Origin of the sequence: Nonomuraea sp. NPDC000554, from assembly GCF_040300065.1 — a bacterium.
Taxonomy (GTDB): Bacteria; Actinomycetota; Actinomycetes; order Streptosporangiales; family Streptosporangiaceae; genus Nonomuraea.
This window is the reverse complement of the sequence record NZ_JBEPDC010000043.1, coordinates 24,294-36,763: the sequence shown is the minus strand read 5'-3', so window position 1 is coordinate 36,763 and position 12,470 is coordinate 24,294. Positions and strand designations below refer to the sequence as shown.

Below are 12,470 nucleotides of genomic sequence, written 5' to 3'. Positions count from 1 at the left end.
GGACCGGCGCACACGACCGACACATAAGAAAAGGAAACACTCTCATGGCACACGCCCAGTTCGACCCCACCGCCCGCCAGGCTCTGGCCGCCGCCGCCGTCGAGGCCAAGACCCGCAAGGACCTGACCTGGCAGCAGATCGCCGACGCGGCCGGCCTGTCGGTCGCCTTCGTCACCGCCGCCGTACTCGGCCAGCACGCCCTGCCCAAGGCCGCGGCGAAGGCGGTCGCCGAGCTGCTCGGCCTGGACGACGACGCGGTGATGCTGCTGCAGACCATCCCGACCCGCGGCTCCATCCCCGGCTCCGTCCCCACCGACCCGACCATCTACCGCTTCTACGAGATGCTCCAGGTCTACGGCACCACCTTGAAGGCCCTGGTTCACGAGCAGTTCGGTGACGGGATCATCAGCGCGATCAACTTCAAGCTCGATGTGCAGAAGGTCGCCGATCCCGAGGGCGGTGAGCGCGCCATCATCACCCTCGACGGCAAGTACCTGCCCACCAAGCCGTTCTGACCGATCTACGAGACCGTGGCGGGCCGGACCGCTCCTTTCACACCAGGCCCGCCCGTTCGCTGCCCGCCTTCCGCCGGTCCGCTCGGTGGAGGACACCCGCTTCTCTCATGGAGGACTTCGCATGGACTTCGCACAACGCACCGTCGACATCGCCCGCCAGAACGTCGCCGAGGGCGGCCGTCCGTTCGCGACCGTCATCGTCAAGGACGGCGAGATCCTGGCCGAGAGCGCGAACAGGGTCGCCCAGACATCCGATCCGACGGCACACGCGGAGATCCTTGCCATCCGCGAAGCGTGTATGAAGCTGGGCACCGAACACCTGATCGGCACCACCATCTATGTCCTGGCCCATCCGTGCCCGATGTGCCTGGGATCGCTGTACTACTGCTCGCCGGACGAGGTCGTCTTCCTCACCACTCGTGAGGCCTACGAGCCTCACTACGTGGACGACCGCAAGTACTTCGAACTCGACACCTTCTACGCCGAGTTCGCCAAGAACTGGGATGAGCGGCGCCTGCCGATGCGCTACGAGCCGAACGAGGCCGCCACCGACGTCTACCGGTTCTGGCAGGAGCGCAACGGCGGCGAGCGGCGGGTGGCCGGCGCTCCCACCGCCTGAGCGCCCGCCGCTTGCTTCAGCGTGCTCCGGCTGCGCGGAGGAGGTCGGCCACCTTGGTCTGGTCTTTGGCGAGGGCGTGGGCGAGCGGGGTGACGCCGTCGCGGTCGGCGAGGTTGACGTCGGCGCCGGCGGCGACGAGCAGCCCGACGATCTCCTGGTACGGGGTGCCGCCGTTGCCGAGGATGACGGCTTCCAGCAGGCCGGTCCAGCCGAGGTCGTTGACGTGGTCGACGTTGATGCCGGTCTTCAGCACCTCGCGGACGTAGTCCACGTGCCCGCGCTCGCAGGCGGGGATGAGCGAGACGCCTCCGTAGCGGTTCCGTATCGTCAGGTCCGGCCGCGCCGGGAGGAGGGTCTTGAGCATCGCGACGCTTCCCGTGACGCCGGTGACCAGCCAGGGCGTGTCCCGATTAGAGTCCTGGGCGTTCGGGTCGGCGCCGGCCGCGACCAGCACGTCGGCGGCCTCGACGTGGTCGGCCGCCGCGGCGAGCAGCAGCGCGGTACGGCGGAGCCCGTCGCGGGCCTCGACGTCGGCCCCGGCCGCGAGCGCGTCGCGGACGCCTGCGGCGTCACCTCGCGCGGCGCACGCCAGCAGTTCCTTGTTGAGCACAGCTTCTCCTCTCACCTTGCGGCCACCGCACGCCGCGAGCAGCAGGCCGAGCCCGATGGCCAGGATAGCTCGGCGGGTCATCCACATCGTCCTTCCGTGACGCCACCGGACGCTGCAGCGGAACACCGGCGTCGTTCGGCGGTTCATCGGTGTCAAGGTTGAGCCCCTCCTCCGGACGGCTGCTCGCGGCGGCCTTCTCAGCGGAGCTGGTCGGCGACCGCCTTGAGACCCGCCTGGGCGATGGCCTCGTCGATGTCGCCGCTCGGCGCTCCGCCGACACCGATGCCCGCGATGGGGGCGCCACCGGAGGCGACGGGAACGCCGCCGGCGAGGAAGAGGGTGCCGGGGATGTCGGCGATGGTCACACCCCCGCCCGTCACGCCCTTGCCGAGTTCACTGGTCGTCCTGCCGAACGAGACCGCGGTGAAGGCCTTGCGCCTGGCCGACTCCTCGGTCTGCGGGCCTGCGCCGTCGCCTTTCAGCACCAGCCGAGTCGCGCCGGATCGGTCGACGATCGCGACCGTGACGCGCTGCTTCTGCTTGACGGCCTCCTTCATCGCGGCATCGGCGATCTTCAGGGCGGCGTCGGCGGAGAGCACGCCGGTCTGCACGACGGCCGGCGCGGCGCGTCCGCTCGTGGCGGGAGCGGCCTGCGCGGGAGAGGTGACGGCGGTGGCGCCGCCGAGGGTGCCGGCCATGATGGCCAGCCCAGAAAGAGAGCCGGCGATCAGGCGGGAGCGGGCGGAACCCGTCATTGTTTCTCCAGTTCAGCGTGGTGGATCGGGCACACTCAAGGTTTCCCGCAGCGTCGCCTCAGGGCATCGCGAGCATGGACGATTGCCGGGCACCGAGCGGTTGAGACCGCGGTCAACCGATCGGTTGATGCGCCGCCGTCCCGGTGGGTCCGATGCCCGGCAGGAGATAACGTCGGAGCAGACCGGACAAGGAGGGCGATGAGGGAGCGTATCTGGCTCAACTGGGCTATGCATGTGGGGTTCTACCTGCTGATCGTGGCATCCGCCCTGCGGCTGGTGTCCCGGCACGGCGTGGACCCGCGGACCGTCGCCGCGCTGGCCGTCTGCGGCCTGCTCGCCCTGGTCTACGCGGCCGGCATCGCCTTCTGGAGCCACCTCGGGCGCAGGCGTAGCCTGGTCTGGCTGGGGGCCGTGGCCGCGGTCTGGCTCGCGCTGGTGGTACTCGCGCCGTCGTTCAGCTGGTGCGCGGTTCCCCTGCTCTTCCTGTGTCTGCGGTTGCTGAACGCCCGCGGTTTCGCGGTGGCCACTGCGGCTCTCACGCTGACGGTGATCGCGGCGCAGCTCAAGATCGCCCAGGAGGTCGACCCCAGCCTGATTCTCGCGCCGATCGGCATCGCCACCATGACCACGGTGATCTTCTGGGAGCTCCAGCGTGAGAGCGCCGCCCGGCAGCTCCTCATCGACGACCTGATCAGCACGCGTGGGACGCTGGCCGACTCCCGGCATCAGACCGGGGTCCTGGAGGAGCGCGAGCGACTGGCAAGGGAGATCCACGACACCCTCGCCCAGGGGCTGACCAGCATGGGCATCCTCCTCCAGGCCGCCGACCGGATGTGGGCGTCCGATCCGGGGCTGGCCCACGTCCACGTACGGCGGGCCGCCGCGGCCGCGGCGGAGAACCTGGACGAGGCCCGGCGCTTCGTCCGCGACCTCCAGCCCCCGGCTCTGGTGGACGCCTCACTGCCCGAGGCGCTCACCCGGCTGTGCGCGAGCACCGGTGACGATGCCGGGCTGGACGTGCGCTTCCGGCGCGAGGGCGAGCCCTACCCGCTGGAGCCGGACGTCCAGGCGGCGCTGCTCCGGGTCGTCCAGGGCGCGTTGGCCAACGTCCGCGACCACTCGGGCGCGGGAACGGCCGTGGTGACCCTGTCCTACCTCGACGGCGAGGTCACGCTGGACGTGTTCGACCACGGCGTCGGGTTCACCGAGCCCACCCCGGCCCCCGGCCGGGGATACGGGCTGCGCGCGATGCGCGACCGGCTGGCGGAGGTGGACGGCCTCCTGGTCGTCGAGAGCGTTCCCGGCGAGGGCACGGCGGTTGCGGCCACGGTCCCCGTCAAGTGGACCGCCGAGGCACCTCCTGTCCCGCACGGGGCGCGAGCGCATGGCAAGGATGACGCGGCAGGTCGGGTGGACACGCGATGAGGCTGTTTCTGGTGGACGACCATCCCGTGGTCCGGGCGGGGTTGGTGGCGCTGCTCAGCGGTGAGCACGACATGGAGATCGTCGGCGAGGCTGCCGGCGGGGCGGAGGCGCTGCGGGGCATCACGGCGCGCGAGCCGGATGTCGTGCTCATGGACCTGCAACTCGGCGACGGCATCGACGGGGTGGAGGTCACCCGGCGGATCCGGGAGTTGCCCGCACCGCCGCAGGTCCTGGTGCTGACGACGTACGAGAGCGACGCGGACATCATGCGGGCCATCGACGCGGGGGCCACCGGTTACCTGCTCAAGGCGTGCCCGCCGGACGAGCTGTTCCAGGGCATCCGGGCCGCGGCCAGGGGCGAGACCGTGCTGTCCACCAAGGTGGCGACCCGGATGATGAAGCGGATGCGCGACCCCGGCACCGCGTTGAGCGCCCGCGAAGTCGAGATCCTGGAGTTGCTGGCCAGCGGCGAGGGCAACCGCGAAATCGCCAGGCGGCTCTTCATCACCGAGGCGACGGTCAAGACCCATCTGGTGCACATCTACAGCAAGCTGGGCGTGGAGACGCGCACCGCCGCGGTCACCGCCGCGGTCGAGCGGCGTCTCATCAGGCTTCCCTGAACCGGCCGCATCGGGACTTCAGGGTGACCCGGCCCGAACAGGAGGGCCGCCGATGGCGGGGGGCTGACCGTGTGTACCTTTGGACGCAGTTCCAGGTACCGAGGTGGTCAGCGTGACTTGGGGAAGGCGGCGCGCAGCCGTGATCCGTTGATGATGAAAGCGGCTGCGGCGATGGCGAGGGCGCATGTGGCCTGCATCATGACGAACCACGCCGGGAGGACACCGGGGATCACGTCGATGGCGATGATCGCGGGCGGCATGACGATCGAGATGATGCGCACGCGTACATAGGCCCATCGTTTTCCCCGTGAGGCGAGGACGGTCAGCCAGTAGGTCACCGCGGCGCTCGCGAACACCCCGGCTGATCGGCCCCACATGAACGAGGTCACCGTTTGTTCGTTGATCGCGAGGATGGCGACCGTGATGAGGACCGCGGCGCTCAGCGCGCCGTAGACCGCGACGAGGATCTTCACCTTGCCGAAGGCCCGCCGGGTGTCTGGATGGTTGAGGTGGGCGGCCTCGGCCGTGGTGTGGTTGGTGGGTTCCATGTCTCTTTCTTCCCTTGTGTTGTCTGGCGCGGTGTCGACGTTAGGGAGCGCTCGGGTGGTGCGGTATGGGCCTGGCCGTATGGAGGGGTGGGGCCAGACCTACTTCAGAGCCGATCCGGCGGGGGCCAGGCTCCGTGCGGTGCACAGTGGAGACACCAAGCCGTACCGGCCAGATCGGCGCATTGCAGGAACCGCGGGTGCCACGGCCGGATGATGAAGTGAGAAGGAAGGATCATGCGACAGCTGATGTCGTGGGTGGCGAGTGCCTGCGTGGGGTTCGTACGAGCGTGCGTTGTGATGATCGTCAGCATGCTGGTCCCGGCCGTGTGGGCCGCTGCCGTGGCGCTGGGGATCTGGTGGGGGGCGGGAAACCCGTGGTCGTGGGTGGCGCCGTTCGTGCTGGTGTGCGTGGGCACGCTCGCCCTGTCCCGCCCGGTCTGCCAGATGGTCCGCCACCTCGTCGCGAGGTGGACCGCCACCGTCATCCCCGCCGGATACCGGCAGGCCGGGCCGGTGACGCGGCTGTCCACCGGGTTCTGGTGGAACGGTTACAGCTACGAGCGCACCAGCCGCGACGCCCTCCTGGATCAGAAGTGGCGGGTCCGATGGAGCGACCCCGCCAACTGGCGCGACCTGCGGTTCACGGCGATCGCACCGCTCACCGCGGGCCTGATCGCGTCCGTCCCGCCGGCCGGAGTCGCGGCGGCGGTCCTCGCATTCGGCCGATCAGCCCCCCTTCTTGGGATACTCGGCCTGGTCGTGGCCGTCGCCAGTGCTCCGTACGCCTGGCGGCCCGTCGAGCCGGTGGCCGTCCGCTTCCTGCGCCCGTCGCCCGCGATGGCGCTGGCGGACCGGGTCGATGAGCTGACGGCCCAGCGCGCGGACACGACGGTCGCGCAGGCCGCCGAGATCCGCCGGATCGAACGGGACCTGCACGACGGAGCGCAGGCCCGCCTGGTCGCGCTCGGGCTGTCCTTGGCGACTGCGGAGAAGCTGATGGAAACCGACCCCGACCAGGCCAAGGCGCTGCTGCGGGAGGCGCGAGTCGGCGCCGCCACGTCACTGACCGAGCTCCGCGAACTGGTCAAGGGCATCAACCCGCCGGTGCTGAACGAGCGCGGGCTCATCGACGCCGTCCGCGCTCTTGCCCTGGACAGCCCGCTCGAAGCGGCGGTCAGCGCCGACGTTCAGCTACGCCTGGACCCGCCGATCGAGTCCGCCGTGTACTTCGGAGTCGCCGAGCTGCTGACCAACGCGGTCAAGCACGCCCATGCGACCCTGGCGCGGATCTCCATCACCCGGGACGACACCGACCTCGTCGTCGATGTCGAAGACAACGGCCGGGGTGGGGCCAGTGCGCGAGCCGGCGGTGGACTTGCGGGGCTGCGCCGCCGTCTCGCGGTCTTCGACGGCACTCTGGAGATCGACAGTCCGGCGGGCGGTCCGACCCGTGTGAGGATGGTGGTGCCATGCGAATCGTTGTAGCCGAAGACCTGTACCTCCTGCGCGACGGGATGGTCCGCCTCATCGAGGCGTACGGACACCAGGTGGTGGCGACGGCGACCACCGGACCCGAGACGCTCGACGCGCTGCTGAGGTGGCGGCCGGATGTTGCCGTCGTCGACGTCCGCATGCCGCCGACGCAGTCGGATGAGGGTCTGCGGGCTGCTCTCGCCGCCCGCCGCGAACTACCCGGACTGCCGATCCTGATCCTTTCTCAGCACGTCGAACAGCTGTATGCCCGCGAACTCCTGGCCGACGGCTCCGGCGGCATCGGCTATCTCCTCAAAGAGAGCGTGTTCGACGCCGACCAGTTCATCGATGCGCTGGAACGCGTCGCCGATGGCGGGACCGCCATGGACCCAGCCGTCATCGCCAAACTGCTGTCCAGCGGGTCCTCGAACCGACTACTCGGACGGCTCACCGAACGCGAACACGCCGTGCTCAGCCTCATGGCCGAAGGACTGTCCAACCAGGCCATCGGCCAGCGGCTGTTCCTCAGTGAAAGCGCCATCAGCAAGTACACCACCTCCCTGTTCGGCAAACTCGGCATCACCGATGACGACAACAACAACCGCCGCGTCCTCGCCGTCCTCACCTACCTGAACAAGCCCTGACGTGCTTCTCGGGCAGCGTGCGGCGGGCTGTCGCTCCGTAGACGCCGGGATCCGATCAAGGGCCCAGTGTTAGCTTTCACAAGGTCAGGCTCTTAACGGAACATCTGGGACGGATGATCGTGACGACGGAACGATGGGCGATGGGCGGCGACCTGAGCGTCGCGAGGATCGGGTACGGCGCGATGAAGCTGACCGGTTGGCCGAGGGGCGAGCGGCCCAGCCGGGAGACGGCCCTGGCCATCCTGCGCCGGGCCGTGGAACTCGGGGTGAACCACATCGACACCTCGCACTACTACTCGCGTGACGGGGTAGCGGCCAACGAGCTGATCCGGGAGGCGCTGCACCCCTACCCGGACGACCTGGTGATCGTGACCAAGGTGGGGGCGCTGGTCGAGGGAGCCGATCTCTCCCTTCCGGCGGCGGAGAAGACCGGCCTCACCCCCGACAACCTGCGCCGCGGCATCGAGGCGAACCTGCGCTCGCTCGGCCTGGATCGCCTGGATGTGGTGAACCTGCGGATGGGCGACCTCGACCGGAGCGAGACACCGCTGGCCGCGCCCCTGGAAACCCTGCTCGCGCTGCGCGAGGAAGGCCTGATCCGCCATCTGGGCGTCTCCAACGTCACTGCCGCCGAGTTCGCCGAAGCCCGCAAGATCGCGCCGATCGCCTGCGTCCAGAACCTCTACAACCTGGCCCAGCGCGATGACGACCCGCTCCTCGACGCCTGCGCGGAGGCCGGCATCGCTTACGTCCCCTTCTTCCCGGTCGGCGGGTTCCAGCCGCTCACGGCCGAGCGCCTGGACGCCGTCGCCGCCCGCCACCACGCGACCGTGCCGCAGGTGGCCCTGGCCTGGCTGCTGGCCAGATCGCCGAACATCCTGCTCATTCCCGGCACCGGCTCGCTGGGCCACCTTGAAGAGAACATCGCCGCCGGCGCGCTGAGGTTGAGCACGGACGACATAGCCGCGCTCGGGTAAGGGCGAAGGCCGCGCGGACAGCCCGCAACCGTCCAGACCGTGCGATGGTGCTTCCACCGCGCGCTCCGCACCGCGTTCACCGGCGCTTGGCGATCATGCGCTGGTAGAGCGCGGTTTGAGTCCGGTCAGCAGTGCATCGAGGGCGAAGTCAAAGCGTGCCTGGTGATCGTCGGGTGTTCCGAGACCGGCGGCCAGCGCTTGAGTCAGCACGGGATGCCGCGTGGGGTCCAGGTCGGGGGCGGGGTCCGGTTCGTTGTGGCCGGGAACGGCGCCTGCTTCGGCGAGCACCTGGCCGATCACGAACGTGGCGAGCGTGGTGATCGTGTGGAGGGCTTCGGAGGCGGTGAAGCCCTCTTTGACAAGCGCTTGCGCGGCTCGTTCGACGGTCTCCAGCCCACCGGGGGTGGTGACGGGCCGGGTGGCGAGCAAGGGCAGCAGGGCGGGGCGGGCCAGCAGCGTGTCACGGAAGGAATCGGCGAAGGCTCGCGCCCAGTCGCGCCACGGGCCTTCCGGCCGTACCTGGACAGCGGCGAGCGTCCGCTCGACGATGCCGTCGAGGACGGCGTCCTTGCTGGGAAGGTAGTAGTAGAGCGTCATCGCCTCCACCCCCAGCTCACGGCCCAGTTTGCGCATGGACAGGGCGGCCACGCCGTCCCGGTCCACCAACTCCAGCGCGGCGTCGAGGATCTTCTCGGTTGACAACCCGGCTCGCTTCATACACCGTAAGATAGCGTCTTACACCGTAAGAGAAGGGTTTCCATGAAGACCGTCATCCGCGAGTTCGTCACCGCGATCAACGAGCGCCGCCTGGCCGACCTGCCCGGCACGGTGGCCACCGACGTGATCGACCACAACAAGATCATCTTTGGTGAGCCGGATGAGCCCGGCGCCGCCTTCGAGGGCATCAGGATGCAGCTGGACGCCTTCAACCCGTTCCATCTGTCTATTGAGGAGCTACTCGAAGAAGGCGACCAGGTGATGGCGAGGCTGGTCATGACCGGCGAGCACACCGGCTACCACCCGCGCATGCCCCAGCCGACCATGAAGAGCTTCACCGTCGAGGCGATTTTCGTCTTCACCCTGAAGGACGGCAAGATCAGCCAGATCCGCGCCGTCAGCGACCGGCTGGGCCTGTTCTTCCAGCTCGGCTGGGACGGGCCCACCGTCGACTGACCGGCGGTCACCGACGTCTGCAGAGCATCACACGTGGGTGACGGCCGCTCACTGCGTCGATACGACGCTGGTGAAGCCGGACGGCATCGTCCGAATCGGCAGCCGGCAGCGCAAATCCGGGGGCACGGTCCGTACCATCGCGAACGGTCGCGTGCGCGCATACCCCCGGGCTCTGAACTGGATCATCGTGCTCGCGCAGCGACCCGGCGCTCGTCAGGGCGACCACGCAGCCCGAGCCCGGCGAAATGTGTTCGCCAATTTCAGGGGCGGCCCGCTAATGTCGCGCCGATGAGTACAGATCTTCTGCCGCTGCTCTGGCTGTCGGGACCTTCGGGTGTTGGGAAGTCTTCGGCGGGTTGGGAGATATTCGCGCAGCTGAGTCGCAGTGGCGTCAAGGCGGCTTTCGTCGACGGCGACCAGATCAGCCTGTGCTATCCCCCACCTGAGGGCAGCACCCATCGAATCCGTGCGCGCAACCTTGCCGCCTTGTGGGACAACTTGCAGCGGGAAGGTATGCAATGCCTGGTCCTTGCTGGGTTTGTCGATACCCCGGAGGAGGTTCGTGAGTACACCGGTCTTCTTCCCGACGCCATGTTCTCCTTGTGCCGGCTCCGGGTCTCCAGCGCTGAGCTGAGGGAACGGTTCCTGGCGCGAGGATGGCGTCCGGACCTGGTCGAAGAGGCCGTGGCTGAGGCGGAGGCGCTGGATCGCAGCGGCTTCCCCGATGTGTGCGTAGACACCGACGGCTTAGCGGTGTCCGAGGTGGCCCAGCTGGTGCGTGAGCGGATGGGTGGATGGCCGTGGGGCCGTCCCGCCGCGACGCCCGGCAGGCTCGTTGACCGCCAGGGTCACGCGCCGACACCGCAGGTTGATGCCGCCCTTGCTTCGGCGAAGGTTCCCCTGCTGTGGTTCTCCGGTGCGACGGCGGTCGGGAAATCGACGATCGGCTACGAGGTCTTCACGCACATCATCCGGACCGGCGTGCGAGCCGCCTATGTCGACATGAAACAGATCGCCGCACTGCGTCCTTCCGCGGACGACGATGCCGACAACCGCCGCCTCAAGACGCGCAATCTCGCGGCTCTCTGGGCCGGATATCGCGCGGTTGGAGCCAGGTATCTGATCGTCTCCGGGGAGGCCGACTCCGACGAGATCGTCCGCGGTTACGCCGATGTGCTTCCTGACATGGCGCTGACGGTGTGCCGTCTCCACGCGTCCCCGGCCACACTGCTCGAGCGCGTCGCGCAGCGTGGCCGGGGAGGCGGGCCGGCGTTGCCGGGTGACCAGATGAAGGGGCTGGACCGGAGCGCCCTGCGCCGCGTCGCCGAGCAGGCGGCGGGCGAGGCCGAGGCGCTCGACCGTGCTGGAGCGGGCGATCTGCGGATCGACACTGACGGCCGGTCGGCGCAAGAGGTGGCTGCGGAAGTGCTGGCCCGCCTTGACTGGGCAACGAGTCAGGACGTCGACGGCTCCACCCTCGGGTGACGACGGTCGTAACGTTTCCGACGGCGAGATCTTCGGCACGGCCGAACGCGCCGGCTGACGCTCGGCGCTGAATCAGCCGTGCCAGTCCGATCGGGAGGGGACGTTCAGAGTTGCCCGACCAAGCATATTGTGACTCGATGTAATGTGAACGCTACGTAGAGTGACAATCATGGGGAGAGTCATGCGTCCTGCCTCGAGTCCCACCGCTGCCATCGCCGCCATCGCGGCCCTGCCCCTCCTCGGCTTCGCCGCCACCCCCGCACACGCGGCCCTCGACCAGGGGCTCAACCTGACCGTCAGCGGCAACGGGCACAGCTGGGTCCGGAGCGTCCGGCTGACCTGCGTCCCCTCCCCCAGCGGCTACCACCCTCACGCCAAGGAGGCCTGCGCGGCCATCGACGCCGCCGGCGGCGACCTCAACGCACTCCCCGTCGCACCCCGCGCCTGCGGCGACGAGCACAACCCGGTCACCGCGAGCGCCACCGGCACCTGGCGCGGCAGGCCGACCTCCTGGCAGAAGACCTTCGACAACGCCTGCAAGCTCGACACCGCCACGGGCGCGGTCTTCCGCTTCTGAACGCACATGAACATGCCGCCCGGAAGACGGTCCGGGCGGCAGCTTCTGCCCTTCCAGGCCGCGTTCGTGACGCCGCCCGCCAGATGCCCACGAAGGTCCGGCAGATGCGGGACGCCTGTTCAGTCGATGATCGCGGTGGCTTCGATCTCGACCAGATGGTCGGGTACGTCCAGTGCCGCAACGCCCACCAGCGTGCCCGGCGGCACCGGGGTGACCCCCAGCTTCGCCGCCGCCCGAGCAACCCCCTCCAGGAACAGGGGCATCTTGTCCGGGGTCCAGTCGACGACGTAGACGGTCAGTTTCGCCACGTCGTCGAAGGAACCACCGACCTCGGCCAGGGCGGTGCCGATGTTGAGGTAGCACTGCTCAACCTGAGCGGCGAGGTCACCTTCGCCGACGGTGATCCCATCGGCATCCCAGGCGACCTGCCCGGCGATGAAGACCAGCTTCGACCCAGTCGCGACCGACACCTGCCGGTAGGCGTCGATTTTCGGCAATCCGCTGGGGTTCACCAGGGTGATGGCCATGCTGCCTGCCTCCTTGTCATGAGAGCCGTGGGCTCGCTTCCACCGAACCAAGACGCTCGTAGTCTCTTGTGGTTACTCAGAAACTGTAGGAGAGTGTGCGCTGACATGGAAGAACGCACTTTTCAGTGACTGGGGAACCTCATGGTGACCAAGCAGTTCAGGGGCTCGCCCGACGAAGCAGACCTGACACGGGCGGACTCGTTGGCGCGGGAAATCTTCTCGGACGTCGCCAACAAGTGGGCGCTCCTGATCATCGAGGCTCTCGGTGAACACACCCTGCGCTTCAGCGAGTTGCGCAATGAGATCGAGGGCATCAGCCACAAGATGCTCACCCAGAACCTGCGCATGCTGGAGCGCAACGGCCTGGTCGAGCGGAGCGTGCACCCCATCGTGCCGCCGCGGGTCGACTACACCCTCACCGAGGCGGGCCAAGCCCTACGAGAGACGGTCGATGGAATGTGCGACTGGACCCACCGGTACCTCGGTCACATCGAGGCCTCCCGCCGCCACTTCGACGCCTGA

The 12,470-nt window shown here is 68.7% G+C and carries 16 protein-coding genes; 11 read left to right on the top strand and 5 right to left on the bottom strand.

Going from position 1 to position 12,470, the window contains the following annotated elements; genetic code table 11:
- The first annotated feature begins 44 nt into the window (after window positions 1–44).
- Window positions 45–515: a cyanase gene (cynS, locus tag ABT294_RS47015; protein WP_350813036.1), complete on the top strand. Its 471-nt coding sequence runs from the start codon at window positions 45–47 to the stop codon at window positions 513–515.
- A gap of 121 nt (window positions 516–636) precedes the next feature.
- Entirely contained in the window at window positions 637–1,134 is a 498-nt protein-coding gene (locus ABT294_RS47010; RefSeq protein ID WP_350813035.1) for a nucleoside deaminase, read from the top strand.
- 16 nt (window positions 1,135–1,150) lie between these two features.
- Here the strand turns inward: ABT294_RS47010 and ABT294_RS47005 are convergent, their stop codons facing one another.
- Window positions 1,151–1,825, bottom strand: coding sequence for an ankyrin repeat domain-containing protein (locus tag ABT294_RS47005; RefSeq protein WP_350813034.1), 675 nt, complete (start codon window positions 1,823–1,825; stop codon window positions 1,151–1,153).
- Window positions 1,826–1,941: 116 nt separating this feature from the next.
- Entirely contained in the window at window positions 1,942–2,499 is a 558-nt protein-coding gene (locus tag ABT294_RS47000) for a GlcG/HbpS family heme-binding protein (protein ID WP_350813033.1), read from the bottom strand.
- A 198-nt stretch (window positions 2,500–2,697) separates the two neighbouring features.
- Here ABT294_RS47000 and ABT294_RS46995 point away from each other — a divergent pair, with 198 nt between their 5' ends.
- Together ABT294_RS46995 and ABT294_RS46990 are read left to right on the top strand one after the other, a co-directional pair.
- A complete protein-coding gene (locus tag ABT294_RS46995) occupies window positions 2,698–3,924 on the top strand; it encodes a histidine kinase (protein ID WP_350813032.1) in 1,227 nt (408 codons plus the stop codon).
- Window positions 3,921–4,544: a response regulator gene (locus ABT294_RS46990; RefSeq protein ID WP_350813031.1), complete on the top strand. Its 624-nt coding sequence runs from the start codon at window positions 3,921–3,923 to the stop codon at window positions 4,542–4,544. The genes ABT294_RS46995 and ABT294_RS46990 overlap by 4 nt, the downstream gene beginning before the upstream one ends.
- Window positions 4,545–4,651: 107 nt before the next feature.
- On the opposite strand, the gene ABT294_RS46985 is transcribed toward ABT294_RS46990, so the two are convergent.
- Window positions 4,652–5,092, bottom strand: a complete 441-nt coding sequence (locus tag ABT294_RS46985) for a hypothetical protein (protein WP_350813030.1) — start codon at window positions 5,090–5,092, stop codon at window positions 4,652–4,654.
- Window positions 5,093–5,326: 234 nt separating this feature from the next.
- Between ABT294_RS46985 and ABT294_RS46980 the strand changes: the two genes are divergently transcribed.
- From ABT294_RS46980 to ABT294_RS46970, 3 genes are all read left to right on the top strand, one after another.
- A complete protein-coding gene (locus tag ABT294_RS46980) occupies window positions 5,327–6,577 on the top strand; it encodes a sensor histidine kinase (RefSeq protein ID WP_350813029.1) in 1,251 nt (416 codons plus the stop codon).
- Complete coding sequence (locus ABT294_RS46975) at window positions 6,562–7,209, top strand: response regulator transcription factor (protein WP_350813028.1); 648 nt, start codon at window positions 6,562–6,564, stop codon at window positions 7,207–7,209. Before ABT294_RS46980 ends, ABT294_RS46975 begins: the two co-directional genes overlap by 16 nt.
- 113 nt (window positions 7,210–7,322) lie before the next feature.
- The gene (locus tag ABT294_RS46970; protein ID WP_350813027.1) at window positions 7,323–8,186 is read left to right on the top strand and encodes an oxidoreductase; all 864 of its coding nucleotides are present in this window, start codon (window positions 7,323–7,325) and stop codon (window positions 8,184–8,186) included.
- A 93-nt stretch (window positions 8,187–8,279) separates the two neighbouring features.
- Here the strand turns inward: ABT294_RS46970 and ABT294_RS46965 are convergent, their stop codons facing one another.
- Entirely contained in the window at window positions 8,280–8,903 is a 624-nt protein-coding gene (locus tag ABT294_RS46965; protein WP_350813026.1) for a TetR/AcrR family transcriptional regulator C-terminal domain-containing protein, read from the bottom strand.
- 42 nt (window positions 8,904–8,945) lie between these two features.
- On the opposite strand from ABT294_RS46965, the gene ABT294_RS46960 reads away from it, so the two are divergent.
- From ABT294_RS46960 to ABT294_RS46950, 3 genes are all read left to right on the top strand, one after another.
- Window positions 8,946–9,359, top strand: a complete 414-nt coding sequence (locus ABT294_RS46960; protein ID WP_350813025.1) for an ester cyclase — start codon at window positions 8,946–8,948, stop codon at window positions 9,357–9,359.
- Between the two features lie 288 nt (window positions 9,360–9,647).
- The gene (locus ABT294_RS46955) at window positions 9,648–10,844 is read left to right on the top strand and encodes a hypothetical protein (RefSeq protein ID WP_350813024.1); all 1,197 of its coding nucleotides are present in this window, start codon (window positions 9,648–9,650) and stop codon (window positions 10,842–10,844) included.
- 169 nt (window positions 10,845–11,013) lie between these two features.
- Entirely contained in the window at window positions 11,014–11,421 is a 408-nt protein-coding gene (locus ABT294_RS46950) for an SSI family serine proteinase inhibitor (RefSeq protein WP_350813023.1), read from the top strand.
- 119 nt (window positions 11,422–11,540) lie between these two features.
- Here ABT294_RS46950 and ABT294_RS46945 read toward each other — a convergent pair whose 3' ends face one another.
- Window positions 11,541–11,948, bottom strand: coding sequence for a RidA family protein (locus ABT294_RS46945; protein ID WP_350813022.1), 408 nt, complete (start codon window positions 11,946–11,948; stop codon window positions 11,541–11,543).
- A gap of 141 nt (window positions 11,949–12,089) precedes the next feature.
- Between ABT294_RS46945 and ABT294_RS46940 the strand changes: the two genes are divergently transcribed.
- Window positions 12,090–12,470 carry a winged helix-turn-helix transcriptional regulator gene (locus ABT294_RS46940; protein ID WP_350813021.1) on the top strand — a complete coding sequence of 127 codons (381 nt, stop codon included), beginning with the start codon at window positions 12,090–12,092 and terminating at the stop codon, window positions 12,468–12,470.